The organism is Paenibacillus sp. GCM10027627 (assembly GCF_042675505.1).
GTDB lineage: Bacteria > Bacillota > Bacilli > Paenibacillales > Paenibacillaceae > Pristimantibacillus.
On sequence record NZ_JBHTHB010000001.1, the window covers coordinates 35,491 to 52,405 of the forward strand.

General features: G+C 45.8%; 13 protein-coding genes. 12 read left to right on the forward strand and 1 reads right to left on the reverse strand.

From position 1 onward, the window contains the following. Positions 1 to 46: 46 nt before the first annotated feature. Entirely contained in the window at positions 47 to 1,057 is a 1,011-nt protein-coding gene (locus tag ACFQZE_RS00190; protein WP_379352414.1) for a ketoacyl-ACP synthase III, read from the reverse strand. A gap of 227 nt (positions 1,058 to 1,284) precedes the next feature. Between ACFQZE_RS00190 and ACFQZE_RS00195 the strand changes: the two genes are divergently transcribed. The 12 genes from ACFQZE_RS00195 (at position 1,285) to ACFQZE_RS00250 (ending at position 16,904) form a co-directional block, all read left to right on the forward strand. After that, positions 1,285 to 1,863 carry a hypothetical protein gene (locus ACFQZE_RS00195; protein WP_379352416.1) on the forward strand — a complete coding sequence of 193 codons (579 nt, stop codon included), beginning with the start codon at positions 1,285 to 1,287 and terminating at the stop codon, positions 1,861 to 1,863. A gap of 118 nt (positions 1,864 to 1,981) precedes the next feature. Beyond that, a complete protein-coding gene (locus ACFQZE_RS00200) occupies positions 1,982 to 2,710 on the forward strand; it encodes a YhcN/YlaJ family sporulation lipoprotein (RefSeq protein ID WP_379352418.1) in 729 nt (242 codons plus the stop codon). Positions 2,711 to 2,902: 192 nt separating this feature from the next. After that, entirely contained in the window at positions 2,903 to 6,709 is a 3,807-nt protein-coding gene (locus ACFQZE_RS00205) for a phospholipid carrier-dependent glycosyltransferase (RefSeq protein WP_379352420.1), read from the forward strand. A 29-nt stretch (positions 6,710 to 6,738) separates the two neighbouring features. After that, positions 6,739 to 7,740, forward strand: coding sequence for a glycosyltransferase family 2 protein (locus ACFQZE_RS00210; protein WP_379352422.1), 1,002 nt, complete (start codon positions 6,739 to 6,741; stop codon positions 7,738 to 7,740). After that, positions 7,733 to 8,167, forward strand: a complete 435-nt coding sequence (locus ACFQZE_RS00215) for a GtrA family protein (protein ID WP_379352424.1) — start codon at positions 7,733 to 7,735, stop codon at positions 8,165 to 8,167. The genes ACFQZE_RS00210 and ACFQZE_RS00215 overlap by 8 nt, the downstream gene beginning before the upstream one ends. Before the next feature lies 1 nt (position 8,168). Beyond that, positions 8,169 to 8,849 carry a class D sortase gene (locus tag ACFQZE_RS00220; protein WP_379352426.1) on the forward strand — a complete coding sequence of 227 codons (681 nt, stop codon included), beginning with the start codon at positions 8,169 to 8,171 and terminating at the stop codon, positions 8,847 to 8,849. Positions 8,850 to 8,979: 130 nt separating this feature from the next. After that, positions 8,980 to 9,204, forward strand: a complete 225-nt coding sequence (locus tag ACFQZE_RS00225) for a helix-turn-helix domain-containing protein (RefSeq protein WP_006040330.1) — start codon at positions 8,980 to 8,982, stop codon at positions 9,202 to 9,204. Between the two features lie 549 nt (positions 9,205 to 9,753). After that, positions 9,754 to 10,737 (forward strand): ABC transporter permease, encoded by a 984-nt coding sequence (locus ACFQZE_RS00230; protein ID WP_379352428.1) that lies wholly within the window; start codon positions 9,754 to 9,756, stop codon positions 10,735 to 10,737. Positions 10,738 to 10,805: 68 nt separating this feature from the next. Beyond that, positions 10,806 to 11,666, forward strand: a complete 861-nt coding sequence (locus ACFQZE_RS00235) for a carbohydrate ABC transporter permease (RefSeq protein ID WP_379355425.1) — start codon at positions 10,806 to 10,808, stop codon at positions 11,664 to 11,666. Positions 11,667 to 11,746: 80 nt separating this feature from the next. Then, positions 11,747 to 13,423: an extracellular solute-binding protein gene (locus ACFQZE_RS00240; protein ID WP_379352430.1), complete on the forward strand. Its 1,677-nt coding sequence runs from the start codon at positions 11,747 to 11,749 to the stop codon at positions 13,421 to 13,423. A 187-nt stretch (positions 13,424 to 13,610) separates the two neighbouring features. Then, positions 13,611 to 15,287 (forward strand): extracellular solute-binding protein, encoded by a 1,677-nt coding sequence (locus ACFQZE_RS00245; protein ID WP_379352432.1) that lies wholly within the window; start codon positions 13,611 to 13,613, stop codon positions 15,285 to 15,287. A 36-nt stretch (positions 15,288 to 15,323) separates the two neighbouring features. Continuing rightward, complete coding sequence (locus ACFQZE_RS00250) at positions 15,324 to 16,904, forward strand: response regulator (RefSeq protein ID WP_379352434.1); 1,581 nt, start codon at positions 15,324 to 15,326, stop codon at positions 16,902 to 16,904. Positions 16,905 to 16,915 lie beyond the last annotated feature (11 nt).

A 16,915-nucleotide genomic window follows, 5' to 3' on the forward strand; every position in this document is an offset into this window, starting at 1 on the left:
AAGAGGATGCCCGAAGCTGCATGTTGCAGTGCGGACATCCTCTTTATTAGGCCAAATGCCAACGAAGCACGACGCCCGCTTGTGTCAGCCCTGCCCCAAAACCATGAAGCAGCATAGTATGCCCGGCTTTTATTTTGCCTTCGCGTACGGCATCGTGAAGAGCGAGCGGTATGGATGCTGCTGAAGTGTTCCCGTAGTGGGCTATGCTGGAGAGCGCCTTTTCCTCTTGAAAGCCAATCCGTTCGCAAATGGCAGAAATAATGCGTTGATTGGCGTTATGAGGCACGAACCAATCCAGTTCTTCCACGGTTAGGCCGCTTCGAGCGAGCAAATCGGTTACCCCTTCCGCAACTTGACTGACCGCCCAGCGGTAAACTTCTCGGCCATTTTGCACCAGCTTGCCTTTGCTTGAAATAGAATGACAGCCGATAGCGTCAGACAAATGGCTTAAATAAACGTGGTGGCCGCCATTCCCATCGGTAGAGGAATAAGAGGCAAGCAAGGAGCCTTTGCCGTCCTCCGCGCGCTCAAGCAATACCACGCCCGCTCCGTCACCGAACAAAATACAAGTGGTTCGATCGGTGTAGTCCGTTATTTTAGTCAAAGTTTCTGCGCCTATAACTAGTATTTTTCGGTAAGCGCCGGACAAGATTAGCCCATTCGCAAGCTGAAGGCCTGCCGTAAAACCGGCGCATGCTGCGCTAATATCAATCGCCCCGCAGTTTTGAATCGCGAAGATTGCTTGGACTCTAGCCGCCACGCTTGGGAATATGGTGTCAGGAGTGGAAGTGGCTACGATAATGTAATCGACGTCGTTTATTTGGCAGCCGTAGCTCTCCATCATATTTTTAACAGCGCTTATGGCAAGGTCGGATGTAAATTCATGCTCAGCCGCGACCCGGCGTTCACTAATTCCTGTTCGTTGAAGGATCCAATCGTCTGATGTGTCGACCATTTTTTCTAAATCTTCATTCGTAAGTTTCTTCTCGGGAACGTAAGAGCCGATTGCTGTAATGATTGAGTTGGAGGAGATGGAACGGTTGAAATCAAGCGTCATTAAAAGCACCTCATTTCATTATAATTAGTACCAGATACTAAAACTTGATACTAATCATAATGAAAGCTCATGCTCTTGTCAATAAAAGCAATGAAGACGAAGTTTGAATGTGATAGAGGGGCCATTTTCGGAAAAAGCAACATTTACGTATCTAGCTGCGTTATTTTAATGTAGTCACTTCTCATGTGCAGCCATAAATCTTTTATTGAGAGTGAAGGGAGACTGGGATGAAGAAGCGGTACGGCATCGCGGTTGTTTTGATCATTGCCGTCATTAGTATAGGGTGGCTGCTCTTATCTGATTTTGAACTCGGCAACTATGACAGCTTTGAGGAAGCTGTTCATAAAGGAATTCCTTACGAAACAAAAGACGTCGTTCATACCCAACTGGTTGAAGGAGTAACGGTTGTCATGTATACAACGAAGCCAGACCGCAAGTCATTCCCGATTGCCGATTACGATGCGCTAGGAGTTTCTTTTTTTGTGGGGGATGAAAAAAAGGGATGGAAAAATATCGGTCCTAGCGGCTGGGATCATTACGAGAACCCTAATTTTACTATGTATGTGAAAAGGCTTTTTGATGCTAATCAGCAAGGTAAAGTAAGACACCACTTCTATGTCGTTTACGGTGAAATCAATAATGATGAAATTGCAATAATGGAAACAAAAACAAACGAAACAGATCCCTTCAAAAAAGCAACGATCATTTCGAGTGAAGGGAAAAGGTACTTTTTGCAAATAGGAGAGGAATTCATCATTAGAGGTTTATCCAAGGAAGGTATCGTTATAGACCAGCAAGGCGGGTAACTGTACTTCAACAGCCCCCAATCCATTCCGCCTTCAATCTGACGGTTTCCAAGCTGAATAGCCTCGCATGTTGTAGCTAACGATAAGCAAGTACGATATCGTTAAAGGGGGCTATGAAATGCGGGCAAACTGGGCGGCTTTGACGGCGATGGCGCTGATCGGATTCATGCTTGGCGGCTGCGGAATGGAATATCAGGGCGATTTGGGCAACAAAAATATAAGGTCAAACGCAATAAAATACAATTCGAGCGGAAATATGATTACGGACAAACGAGTAGCGGACGACGGGTTGAATGAAAAAAACCGGGTAACCGGCAAGTCCCTTAACCATACTAATGCCATCGGTTCTCATAAAAATAACCGGCTTGAAATGAGCAGGCAAATCGGGGACCAAATAATGGGCATTCGGGAAATGAAGTCGTCTTCCGTTATGTTGGCCGATCGAAACGCTTATGTTGCCGTTTCTTTGGATCAATACGAGCCGAAGGCTCATTCTAAAGAAATGAGCCGGACCCACATCGGTTTATTCGGAAAAGACGGCGCAGCTACAGGGAAAAAGATGAGCAGCTTATCGACAGGAGAGAATAAGCTTACGCCGGAGCTGGAAGCTAAAATTGCAAAAGTGATTAGGGAACACAGGCCGCAAACAGAACATATTTATATATCCGCCAATCCTGAGTTTGTCGGCCGGATGAACGCGTATATGAACGATGCGGAGCTCGGTTATCCCGTGCAAAACTATATTATGGAATTTAATGCGCTCGCCGAAAGAGTGTTTCCGGTCGTCAATAAAAATACGGAAACATTGCAAAACAAAAAGGTGCGCCGATCTGGTTTGCTTCAATAAAATAGGCCGAATGCAAGCCGACCGGCAACGAATGCCGGCCGGCTTTTCGATGTTTAAGTTCCCGTTTGGAAATTGGAATCGTCTAACATAATTTTTGTTAATTTCATTGACCTCGTGGGGTGCATTCGATAAAGTGATTATGAGCTGTTAATAAAGACAAGTTATCGGGTATTGAAAGGAAATGTGATGAAAATGAGCAAAGGATTCCTCCGTACAGCCATGCTTCTATTCGTTTTGTTTCTAGCTGTTCCGGGATTGGCGGCAAATGCGGCGGACAATATGCTGGTCAACGGAGATTTTGAAGGGGCGAACAATTCCATGCCGGACGGCTGGAATACCGAAGCGTGGGTTCAGGACAGGGACGCAACCGATTACGGCATCGACCAGGAAGTCGCTTATTCCGGGAAACAATCCGCTTATATACATAATTTAAGAGATAATCACGCCCGGTTCGTCCAGCCGATTAAAGTAAAGGCCGACAGTACTTACCGGATTTCCGGCTATATAAAAACAGAAGGTTTAAATACAGCCGCTTCGGGAGCTCATTTTTTTGTGGACGGGGTTGCTGTTCATTATCCGCAAATACACGATACGGCAGGGGTTTGGTCTTATCTTGAGTTTTATGGAAAAACGGGTAAAAAACAAACAGAACTGACCGTTGGGGCAAGCCTTGGTGGATACGGCAGCGTGACCTCGGGCAAAGCCTGGTTTGATTCCTTAACGGTTGAAAATGTTTCGTCCGCCCCGGACGGAGCGGAAGTTTTTTCGCTGGTGGAGACAACTGTCGAAAGTCAGGTGGAGGGAGAGCCTGAGAAAGTATCTATCGCCTCGACACTTTTGTACGCGGTTTTATTTACGATGTTGTTTGCAATTATTTATACTAAATGCTTTAAAGAGCAGTTTGGCTTAGTTTCTCGAAAAAGCTCGCTTCCATTGCTGCTAGCGGGAAGTTTTGCCGCGGCTTTGGCACTGCGCTTGTACATCGCTCTCTCCCATGGCGGTTACGCCAACGATATCGCTTTGTTTATGTCCTGGTCCGATCATGCGGTTAATGTCGGCCTCTCTAACTTTTATCATACGGACATCTTTGTCGATTATCCGCCGGGATATATTTATATTCTTTTTGTACTTGGTCATCTCAAAAATATGCTTGGTCTCGATGGCGATGCGGCGATGCTGCTGTACAAGCTGCCTGCAATTGCCGCTGATCTTGGAGCCGCTGCGCTTCTGTATCGAACTGCGCTCAAAAAGTTCGCGCCATCCGTTGCGTTCGGGCTAGCCGCCGTTTGGTTGTTCAATCCTGCGGTCATCCTGGATTCTTCAGCTTGGGGGCAAGTGGATTCGGTGTTTGCGCTGCCGCTAGTGCTGGCCATCATTGGTATAACTGAACGCCGTTTCGGCAGAGCGTCGGTATGGTATGCGATTGCGGCGCTTATTAAGCCGCAGGCGTTTATTTTTATGCCGGTGCTGCTGGTCGCTCTATGGGCGAACAGGAAGTGGAAGGATGTAGCGGTAAGCGCCTATTACGGTTTTGCGACGTTTATTTTGCTGGCGCTGCCGTTTTTTTGGACGCATGGCGGGCTAAAAGGACTTTATGAGCTATACAGCGGAACATTGTCCTCATATCCGTATGCGACGCTTAACGCATTTAACCTATATACATTGACTGGAGGCAACTGGAAGCCGTTAACGGAAGGGTTTCTATTCCTGAGCTATAGCCAGTGGGGCAATGTATTTATTTTGGCCGCGGTTGTATTAGCCATATGGTATTCTTTTGCTGGCAAAAGAGGGGGGAAAGAAGGCGATCGTTCCTTTTTTGCCGCTATGATTTTGATCTCCGTCGTATTCCTGTTTGTGACGAAAATGCATGAGCGCTACATGTTCCCGGTTATTCTGCTGAGCTTATTTGCATTTATACAATCGGCAGACCGTAGACTGCTTCATTTATTTTATGGTTTCTCCATTACGAACTTTATCAATATGAGTTATGTTCTGGCTTACAGCAAAACAACAACAAATGTACCCGCCGATGGCGTTTCCCTGCTTGTTGCGATTACCAATCTAGCTTTATTCCTCTACATGCTCTATATCGGCTATGACCGGTATGCGAAAGGGAGGACTGTCGCGCTTGCTGTTATAGGGCAAGAGGACAAGCGTCTATTGGACGAGGAAACGTTGGAGCCGTTCCGAACGGGAACAGGAGAGACGGAGCGGAGAAGCCGCTTCCGACTGGGACGTGCGGACTGGATATGGATGGGAAGCATAACGGCCGTATACGCCATTGTCGCTTTGCTAGGCTTAGGTTCGTTAAAAGGACCCGTTACGGTCTGGCAGCCTGACAGTACCGGTGACAGCTTTTATGTGGATTTAGGCCAGGCCAAGTCGCTGGAGCGTATTACAAGCTTTGGCGGGGTGGGAACCGGAAAGTACAAATATGAATTTGGATTGTCGCCAGGCGAGTGGACGAATCCGATTGAAGTAGACAACAGCCATGTGGCGGTATTTTCATGGAAAAGCCAAAAAATCGCCCAAGAGGCGCGTTATGTGAAGCTGACCGTAACGGAGCCTGGTTTTTCGATGCATGAGCTGGCATTTTATGAAACGGGAAGTAAAACCCCGCTCCCTATCGCGGCTGTCGTAGACGAAGAAAATGCGGAGCCTAGGCGCGGGAAGCTTTCACAGCTGTTTGATGAGCAGCAATTGATGATCTACAATCACAATTATATGAAGGGCAGCTATTTCGATGAGATTTATCATGCCCGGACTGCTTACGAGCATATTGAAGGAATTGTGGCGTATGAAAATACTCACCCTCCTTTGGGGAAAATCATTTTGGCAATTGGCATTAAGCTATTTGGCTTAAATCCGTTTGGCTGGCGGATTGCGGGCACTCTGATCGGCATCGCCATGATTCCGGTCATGTATTTGATGGCCAAAAGGATATTTGGCCGTACCGCTTATGCAGCGCTCGCCGCTGGACTGTTGGCCGTCGATTTTATGCATTTTACGCAAACCAGAATAGCAACTATCGACGTGTACGGCGTATTTTTTATTATGTTGATGTTCTATTTTATGAACAAATATTTTGCAATGAATTTTTATAAGGATAAACTAATGGCGACACTAGTACCACTGGGACTTGCGGGACTGTTTTTTGGCCTCGGCGTCGCTTCCAAATGGATTGTGCTCTATGGAGGAGCGGGCCTTGCCGTGATGCTGTTCCTATCTTTATGGGACCGAATGAAACAATATTTGGCGGCAAAACGGCTGCTGAAACAGGACGGCGGGCTCGGGGGCGGCTTTGACGAAGCTGCGCTGAAGCGTATCGTTTCCGTCTTCCCGAAATATACCGTCATTACGCTGTTGTCTTGCTTGCTGTTTTATTTGGCTGTACCGGCCGGTATTTACGCTCTGTCTTATATTCCCGTACTTTCGGTGATGGAAGGCGGCTATACGCTTAAAGCGCTGATCGACTACCAAGTCAATATGTACAACTACCATAGCAACCTCGTTTCTTCCCATCCGTTTTCATCGTCGTGGTGGGAATGGCCGTTTATGAAGCGGCCGGTCTGGTACTATTCCGGAAGCGAGCTTGCCGCCGGGATGAAATCGACCATTGTAGCGATGGGCAACCCGCTTATTTGGTGGGTCGGCATTTTTATGGTATTGCTTACGGTATGGGGAAGCATCAAACGCAAGGATAAAAGCGTCTATATGGTATGGATCGCGTTTTTCGCCCAGTATGTGCCGTGGATGCTTGTTCCAAGGGAAACCTTCCTCTATCATTATTTTGCGATGGTTCCGTTCTTGATTCTGTGTATTGTGTATATCTTTAAGCGGATGGAAGAGCGCAAACCGGCATTTTCAAAAATACGGAATGGGTTTATGGCTGCCGCCGCCGCATTGTTTGTGCTGTTTTATCCCGCGCTTTCCGGCATGACTGTGCCGGCATGGTACGTCGATATATGGCTGCGCTGGTTCCCGAGCTGGGTGTTTTAAATCGAAATTCGAATGTTAGGAGCATGATTATGAGCCCGAGTGATGTCAAATACAGCATCATCGTTCCGATGTACAATGAAGAAGCCGTAATCGAGCATACGTATGGCCGGCTGAAGCAAGTGATGGATACAACTAACGAGCGGTACGAATTAATATTCGTCAACGACGGCAGCCGGGATCGGACGATGGAGCTGATGCATGCGGTTGCAGCATCGGACAAAAAGGTAAGGCTCATCGATTTCTCCCGCAATTTCGGTCATCAAATCGCCATTTCCGCCGGGATGGACTATGCTCGCGGAGATGCGATCGTCGTCATCGACGCCGATCTTCAAGACCCGCCGGAAGTCATTCTTGCCATGATCGAGAAGTGGCGGGAAGGCTATGAAGTCGTTTATGGGCGTAGATTAAAGCGGAAGGGCGAAACGTTTTTTAAAAAAATAACGGCAAAGGCCTTTTATCGTCTTTTGCGGAGCATGACCAATGTCGATATTCCTTTGGATACGGGGGATTTCCGGCTCATTGACCGCAAAGTTTGCGACGTGCTGCGCGGCCTCAAGGAAAAAAACCGCTTTGTGCGGGGGTTGATCAGCTGGATCGGCTTTAGGCAGACGAGCGTGGAGTACGTTCGGGAAGAGCGGTTTGCCGGCGAAACGAAATACCCTCTGAAAAAGATGATCGGGTTTGCGCTGGACGGCATTACGAGCTTTTCTTATAAGCCGCTCAAAATTGCCACTTTTTTAGGTTTCTTTTTGTCCCTCGGCAGCTTCTTGTATTTGCTCGTTGTCCTTTATCAACGCCTTTTTACGGAAACGACGGAGACGGGCTGGACGACGATTGTGGCGCTCAATTTGTTGTTTAACGGGATTATTTTAATATTGCTTGGCGTAATTGGAGAGTATATCGGACGCATTTATGATGAGTCGAAAGACAGGCCCCTCTATATCGTTAGGGAAGTGACAGGTTATCCTGATTCTGAAGAGGGCCAAACCTACGAAAAAGACAAAACGGAGCGTACAAAACAATATGTTTGAAGGCAGCAAGCGCGCCTGGATGGCGCAATTTATGAAATTCAGCTTGATCGGGCTGCTGAATACAGCAATTGATATCGGTATGTTTGCATTATTGATTTCCTTTAACGTACATTATGCGGCGGCTCAACTGGCGGCATATGGCGCAGGAATGACCAATAGTTATTTAATGAACAGCGCTATTACGTTTCGTACGGCGGGCAGGCCGGAAACGAGGGCGGAATCGTGGAGCAGGAAGCTCAGATTTCTACTCTGGAACGGTGCGATGCTGACGCTGTCGATTATTTTGCTATCGATTGCAACAGAGCTGTTTGGATTGTCCGAAATGGCCGCAAAAGCGGTCGTCACGGGACTTATCGTTTTTTTAAACTTTTACGGCAGCAAAAAATGGGTATTTGTAAGCAAAAAAGCGGCTGAATCGGGGGGATGACATGAAGAAGGTTGCGGCTTATATTTTGGTATTAGTCGGTGTTGCCATTATTTTATATCCCATGGCCAGTGAATGGTATGAAAACAAGAAGCAGGAAAAGCTGATGGCGCAGTGGGAAGAAACGATGGCGGACGAGACGGCGGAGCAAGGGGCCAGGGAGCAGTACGACGGACTTACGACGTTGTTCGCGGAAGAGCCCGGTAATTCGGAGGGAACCGTACCTACGACTCAGGAGAACGCTTCAGAGGAGCCTTCCGCAGCTCCTGAACCGACTCAAGAAGCGCCTAAGCTGAATGCAATCGCAACGATCAAAATTCCGAGCATCAAATTGAAGCTGCCTGTGCTTGAAGGGGCAACGCAAAAAAACATGAAGTATGCCGCAGCGCATTTGAAGGAGACGACGCCCATCGGCGGAGTCGGCAATGCCGCCATCGCCGCGCACCGGATGAGGGCCAAAGGCAAGCTGTTCAACCGGCTGAACGAGGTGAAGGTCGGAGACAAAATTGTTATCGATACGAAAGCCAAAACGTTTACTTATACCGTAACTAAAGTATCCATCGTCGAGCCGACGGATGTATCCGTGCTTAACTATAATAAAACGGACAAACGTCTAACTTTGATCACTTGCGATCCCGTCGTCAATCCGACCCATCGTCTCATTGTGCATGCCGAAATGAAATAAGTTTGCGGTTCTAAAGCGCCCATTTTATTCATACTCAGCACCATCGATACGCCCCCTTCATATGATAAGTTGACTGTATCCCTTGCCCTTGTTATACCATAAAAACCCGAGCAAGGAGGGGTGACAAACATTGAAGGGAAGCGACCATAAGAGCAAGTTTTTATTGACACATCGTGAACGAGAGGTATTCGAGCTGCTCGTCCAAGACAAAACGACTAGAGATATCGCTCAGCAATTATTCATCAGCGAGAAAACCGTTCGCAACCATATTTCGAATGTCATGCAAAAATTAAATGTAAAAGGTCGTTCGCAAGCGGTTGTCGAGCTGATTAAGCTTGGGGAGTTGCAAATCTAACATAATTAGGTCTCTCCATTCTCGTTTGTCAGGGCTTTTGCCCTTTCTACATGCCAATCTATAAAAAAGGTTGTGGACAGCATAGCAATATGCTGTCTGTTTCTTTTGAGTTCAGTGTCAAAAAGCGAATTAAAAATGATAATAATCTTGGAGATTTTAAATTTAATACGGATAGCTCTTCCAATTAATTGTCAGAACTTTCTCTCTTTATCCATGCCAATCTATCAAAAGTAATAAAGACCGCATAGCCATAAGCGGTCTATTTGTTTGTTTGTCTATACTGCAGCATGAAAAAAAAGACCAGAAAAAGCCGCTTGTATTGCGGCTTTTTTATATTCCGAAGGACGGGTAAATTGTCCACTTTGATGCACTTCCGTAATACTTGTATGAAAACGTGGATAAGTATCATTTTTGCAAAATGAACTTCATGTCGATTTATAAGAAATCGGGTTTCTGTTATATCGTTTCGTTACAGTCCCTTCGGTAAAATGAATGTAAATCGAGGAGAGACGGCTCGCTGAGTCCATACTTAACAATAGGAGGAGAAACATGTCGGAGACAACGACGAACAAGCAGTATGCATCGACGCCGCCGCAGCAAGGGCTGACTAGAAAAAAAAGCGCTTTCGAGCGATTCTGGAAGCAAATAGATGTTCAGCTCATGGTGTGGCCGGGACTTTTGCTAGTTATTGTGTTTTCTTACATCCCGATGTACGGAATTTTAACTGCTTTTATGGATTACAACGTTTTCACAGCACATCGAATTTTTGAAAATCCGTGGGTTGGATTTAAACATTTCGAAGCCTTCTTTAATGCCCCGAACTTCGATACGATTATGAGAAACACGATCGTCATCAGTTTACTGAAATTTGTTATTGGATTTCCTGCACCAATTATATTGGCGCTAATGCTTAACGAAGTACGTCACATGGTATTTAAAAGGTTCGTTCAGACGATTACGTATTTGCCGCACTTTATGTCTTGGGTTATCGTAGGCGGCCTCGTAATGTCCTTGCTTTCCACAGATAATGGTAGCGTTAACATTTTGCTGAAAAGCATAGGCGCCATTGACGAAGCTGTAAACTTCTTGTCCATTAAGGATTACTTCTGGACGATTCTGGTTTCAACTAACGTCTGGAAAGAAATCGGATTTGCCTCCATCGTTTATTTGGCCGCTATTGCCGGCGTAGATCCGCATATGTACGAAGCTGCCGATATCGACGGAGCAAGCAAATTTAAACAAATCTATTTGATTACGATCCCAACGATCATGCCGGTTATTCTGATCTTCATGATTTTGGCGATGGGCAACCTGTTGAATGCGGGATTTGAGGATATTTTGATCCTAGCGGAAAATCCGCTGCTGCGGCCTGTATCGGACGTCATCGACGTGTATGTGTACCGAGTCGGCTTGCAGAACCAAAAATATTCGTTTGCGGTTGCGGTTGGTTTGTTCAAGGCGATTATCAGTGTCGGCTTACTGACCATGGCGAACTATATCGCTCGTCGCGCAAGCGGAAACAGCTTGTGGTAGGACAATTTATTCAAACAGGAGGTTGACTGGCGTTGAGACTGAAGAGACTCGCAATAAGTGACCGAATCATGATCATTTCGATATATGTGCTGTTGACACTGCTTACTTTTTCTGCACTGTATCCTTTTTGGAACGCTGTCGCTGTATCCTTTAACGTAGGCATCGATACGGCAAAAGGCGGCGTTACGTTCTGGCCAAGGGTATTCACAATGGAAAACTATAATGTCGTATTTAAAGACGAGAAATTGCTCAACGGTTTTCTTATCTCCACTTACCGGACGATTATAGGTACGATTGGTGCAATTTTCTTTACTTCCTTGCTCGCTTACGGGATGACGAAATCTCATTTGATGGGGCGCAAGGCGTACATGTTCATCTTTATCTTCACGATGTATTTCGGCGGCGGACTCATTCCAACATTTTTGTTGATTCGTTCCTTGGGATTATTTAACAACTTTCTCGTTTTCATTATCCCGGCCTTAATCAGCGTGTGGAATATGATTATTTTCAGAACCTTCTTCAAAAGCCTTCCAGCCGGCTTGGAAGAATCCGCAGCGATCGACGGTGCCAGCACTTGGGGCGTATATTTCAGGCTCGTGCTGCCGTTGTCTGGACCCATTATCGCGACGCTAGGTTTGTTCACAGCAATTGCTCATTGGAATGACTGGTTTGTACCAAGTATTTATATTACAAACCCTGATTTGCTGCCAGTTCAAACCATATTGAAGCGGATGCTCAACGCAAACTTGAGGGATTTGAGCGGACTGGATTCAGGAACATTGTCACGGATTCAGAACGCGACCCAAATCACAACCAAGTCGCTCGTAAGCGCGACGATGATGGTCGTCACCCTTCCAATTATTCTTGTGTACCCGTTTGTACAAAAGTACTTCGTTAAAGGCGTATTGGTAGGTTCTTTGAAAGAGTAGGCCTTGGCGAAACATTCATCTCGGTTTAAGGCGGATACCGCTTTGGACATATATATTACAATTTGAGAGGGGTAAAAGAAATGAAGAAGAGCAAGTCGCTACTGCTGATCGTATCGGCGGTACTGCTTCTGTCGACGATCCTGTCGGCGTGCAGCAATTCCGGCAACAAATCGGAACCATCTGCTTCCACTTCACCGTCCGCAAGCGCAGATGCAGGCTCGTCTGCAGCTCCAGAAACAACAGCATGGGAATTTGGTTCCGAGCCGTTGGAGTTTTCTCTCTTCTTTCACTACAGCTGGGTAGATTTCTTGGGCATGGATGATTATCCTGCTACAAAATGGCTGAAAGAAAACAAAAAGCTGAACATCGTTCCTGTCCAAGCTAACGGAAGCAACACTGAATTGATGACGACAATGATGTCGGGCGGCAACCTTCCAGACGTAATCTGGGCTGACCGTTTCCACCAAGACATCGACCGTCTGTATGAAAACGGCCAATTGGTTGCATTTGACGAGTACCTTGAAAAGTACCCGAACCTTCTGAAATGGGCTGGCAAAGAAAAGCTTGACCTTCTCCGTCATCCTGACGGCAAGCTGTACAGATTCCCGAACTGGTACACAAACAGCTCGACGAATACTGCCGGCTACGCAGTCAACAAAAAGATCTACAGAGAGCTTGGATCTCCTAAGCTTGAAACAACTGACGATCTTTACAGCTACCTTGTAAAAGTTAAAGAAAAATATGGCGATCAAGTGATCCCGTTTGAAACAGACCGCGCAGAAGACGGCCAAGGCGTTGGCGTATTGTACACAGCGTTTAAAGAAGGCGCATTGTACGACTCCTTGGGCAGACAGCTTCTTGCAGTACCAAACGGCGACAAGTTGACTTCCATCTTCACGGATCCAACTTTCCGCGAATCGCAAAAATTTGTTAACAAGCTGTACAGAGAAAAATTGATGACTCAAGACGCGTTCACTCAAACGGACGACCAAGTTCTAGAGAAAGTTATTACTGGCCGCGTTGCTGTATACGCAAGTGCCAACGTAACGGACAAAGCGAACAAAGGTAACCTTGAGCTGAGCAAAGCAAATCCAGAAGACGGATATTTCGTAACTTGGCCGTTCCACAAGCCAGGTCTTGACAAAAACAAAATTCACCCAGGTGGTAACGACCGTCTTGGTTGGAACGTTGCTGTAATTACTAAAAAAGCAAAAGATCCAGAAAAAATCTTCGCATTCTTGGATTGGTACACTGGTCCAGAAGGCATGAACCTTCAGTTCTTTGGTCCAGAAGGCAAAAACTGGAAAGGTTTCAACGGAGATCTTCCAATCTTTACAGATCAATACGATGCAGCTGAAGTTGCTCAAATTCAAACAGACAACCTTAACATGATGATCGTAGGTAACGCAGCATACATCGACCCTGCGAAGAGCAGCTACGAAGCAAGCCTGCCAGAAGACAAGCAAAACTGGCAAGCGAAGTACCAACGTGAAGTGACATGGCCTACTGGTATCGACATTACGGAGTACAAAAACTTGACTCCTCCTGCAGACAGCGATATCGGTGACATTCAGCAAAGCATTTCCGATCTATTCTTGCAAAAATTGGCTGAGTCCACTCAAGCTAAGAGCGAAGCTGATGTAGACGCGATCTTGGATCAAGCTGAAAAAGACGCTGTAGACCTTGGCTACAACGATTTGCTTGAATTCCGTACTCAAGCATGGCAAGAAAAACGTAAAATTCTTGGTCTGAACTAATTTCTAATCCTTATTGAACTTTAATAAGAAATGGAGCGCATCCCAACGGATTCTTCCCCGAACTCCGTTGGGATGTCTCTATATTTTTTGCTTTAAACGATCTTTTCTATATATTGATTTTTATATATTTGGTATCATTAGGACATTAAGGGTCAATTCTACCAATCAACCGGGGGGGCACAAGTCAGTGAACAAGCATAGAAAAATGTTCCTGCAGTTGCTGTTATTTGGGCTAGTTTTTACTTTGTTTACGGGATGCAGCATGGTCGACACATCGGTGATTGGAACTAGGGAAGAGGTTTTGCCAAGTGATGTGCCCGAAACGGATGTCTATTCTGAAGATGGGCTGTACATGCTTGGTAAAGAACCGCTGAATGTTACTTTTTATGGACATTACGGTTATTATTCTATGCCGACATGGGGGGCGGATCCCTCATCCAAATGGATTAAAGATAACCTTAAAATAAATGTAAAAGGAATAAGCGCCGAAGGAAAGGCTCGTCAGAAGCTGCAGCAAATGATAGCGAGCAATTCTCTCCCAGATGTGATTTGGGGGGATCGGGATTCCGATTTCGAGCGAATGAAAAAAGCGGGTTTGCTTGTGCCGCTTAACGATTATATTGATAAATACCCCAATTTCAAAAAATGGGCCGGCGAAAAAGTGCTCAAATTATTGGAATCTTCGGATGGGAAAATTTATTATTTTCCGAATTATTATACAGATAGACCTTACGGAAATGCAGGTTTTGTCATCAATAAAAAGATATATCGCGAACTTGGCTCGCCCAAGCTCGAGACTACGGACGATCTTTATACTTATTTGAAGCTTGTTCAAGTCAATTATCCTGACGTTATTCCATTTGAAACAGGGCAGGCCAACGAAGGCAACGGCATTGACCAGCTGTTTTCTTCATTTAAAGAGGAGAATTATGGGTTTACCCGAATTTACTCTGTCGTTAATGAGGATCAGCTGACTTCCATATATAAGGACGAAGGATTTAGAGAGTCGGCCTTGTATATTGCCAAGTTAATGAGAGAAGGGCTAATCAAATCGGATGTGCTAACGCAAACGGAAGATCAAATTAGCGAAAAGCTGATGGAAGGCAGAGTAGCCGTATATGCAAGCGCCGATCCCGTCCGGTTTGTTATGCCGGCGGATGCGCATATTCGGGATACGAGCCCGGATGACGGCTACGCTTTTATTGAGCCTATCTACAAGCAAGGGCTTGACAAGAGTAAAATATTTCCAGGTACATACAATTTATTAGGCTGGAATGTATCGGCTATTACAACCGGGGCCGACAATCCGGAAGCGATATTCGCCATGCTGGACTGGATGACGGGGCCGGAAGGCTCTGCAGTTCAAATGTGGGGGCCACCAGGTGCTGATGGATATTGGAATGGGTTTAAAGAGGATGGCATCACACCTAACTTTACTAGCCGTTACGGTACCGACCAAGATGAGCTGACGGAAATTCAGGCAGTAGCTGGGAAGATGATGTGGGTTGGCAATACGGTATATTTGGATAAGACCAAAAGCGAATTCGAATCGGCACTACCGGAAGAGCAGCGTAATTGGGCTACTTACTGGCAGGACAAAATTACATGGAAGTCGCAAGGCGATGCGACGGCTTTCATCAACCTTATTCCTGACCCGAGCTCTGAAGAAGGCCATATTTTAAGAAGAATTAAAGATATTTGGCTGGCGGCCAGGTCGGCAGCGATGTTTGGTTCGACCGATTCCGAAGTTCTGGCCATTCTGGATAAGGCGCATGAGGATTCCATGAAAGAAGGCTTTCAAATCTATTTAGACTTTATTACAGAAAGATGGCATGAGAATAGAGCAATTCTGAACAACGGGTAACTAGCAACGCATGAATGATTCTGGGGGGATATTTTCATGTACAACGTGCTGTTGGTGGATGATGAAGAATTGGATTTGGAAGGAATGAAGCAGTTTATTCCTTGGTCGGAGCTGGGCATGGAGGTAAAAGGCAGCGTTAATAATGCTTTGTCGGCATGCGAGGTGTTGAATCAGCATCCCATTGATATTTTGGTCAGCGATGTGAACATGCCTTATATGTCTGGACTTGAACTGGCTCGTATTGCTTTGCAGCGCAAGCCGAATATGCGCATTATTTTTGTGAGCGGATTCCAAGAGTTTAGTTATGTCCAACAGGCTCTTTCGCTTAAAGCGTACAATTATGTACTTAAACCGATGGACGACAGCGAGCTTGTCGCTTCTTTGATGAAAGTAAAACGCGATTTGGACGAAGAGTGCAAGCAGCGCGAGGTAGAAGAAGCGTATCAGCATATGATCCCAATAGCCAAAAGTGAATTGCTGCAGCGATTGTTCGAAGGTGAAGATACAACGGATCAGGAATTTATGTCGAGATTGCTTGCTTCACATAATTTAAAGGCAATGAACTGGCCGGTTCGTGCGGCCGTAATGGAGCTGGATGGCTTGTCCCGTACCGGAGCGGGCAGAAGCACATCGTCCCAGCATGAAATTTCTCGTGTTTTTTTGCAGCAGCTGAACGAGGCGGTACGTCAAATGGGGGTTGTTCCTTATTGCAAATTATCGTCTCACCGGATTGCTTTGCTGCTTGAAGACGAAAATATCGACCAAAAGGTAAAACATCTGCTGGAAACGGCACAGCGCAGACTGGATGTAAAAGTGACGACCGGTATCGGTTCTCCTGTTCAAAGTATTGATAAGCTGCACGGCTCCTATCAGCAGGCGATTCAAGCGGTCGAGGGGAAAATGTTTTTGGGCAAAGGCGGTATCATCAAATATGAAGAAGTAAGCGCGGAGCCAGGCATGCTTGATGCACGTATGCTGGATGCGCGCATGAACGCTTTAATGAAAGCTATGAAAGACTATGAGCTGGTGCTCATTTATGACGAGTTTGAAAATTTATTTCAATCTGTTGCTGGACTGAGATCCAAATTTACCGTGCATAATCTTTCCTCTTATATCATTTGGAAGCTGGATCAATATTTAACCGCAATGAATGAAGACCTATTTGAGCTGCTCGGAATGGATATTCGCAATTTGGATATTCTTATGCAATTTGAAACGGTTGGCGATATTCGCTCATGGCTTGTACACCGCGTATTTGAAATTTCAGAACGGCTTCATCAGAAGCATAATACGAAGGACAGCAAATTTATCCGAAACGTCATGAAGACGATCCGGGAGAGAATGAGCGAAAATATTACGTTAAAAGATATTGCGCAGCATTTCTCCTTTTCGCCAAGCTATTTGGGCTACTTGATTAAGGAGAAGTCGGGACATACGTTCAATGAATTGCTCGTTCAAATTCGGATGGAGAAGGCATGCGAGCTGCTGAAACAGCCGAATATGAAAATTTATGAGATTGCTGATCAGGTAGGATATCGGTATTTGCCTTATTTCAGCAGGCAATTTAAAGAGAAATTCGGCATGACCCCGTTGGAATACCGGAAAAAAGAACAATAATGGAGGCACAG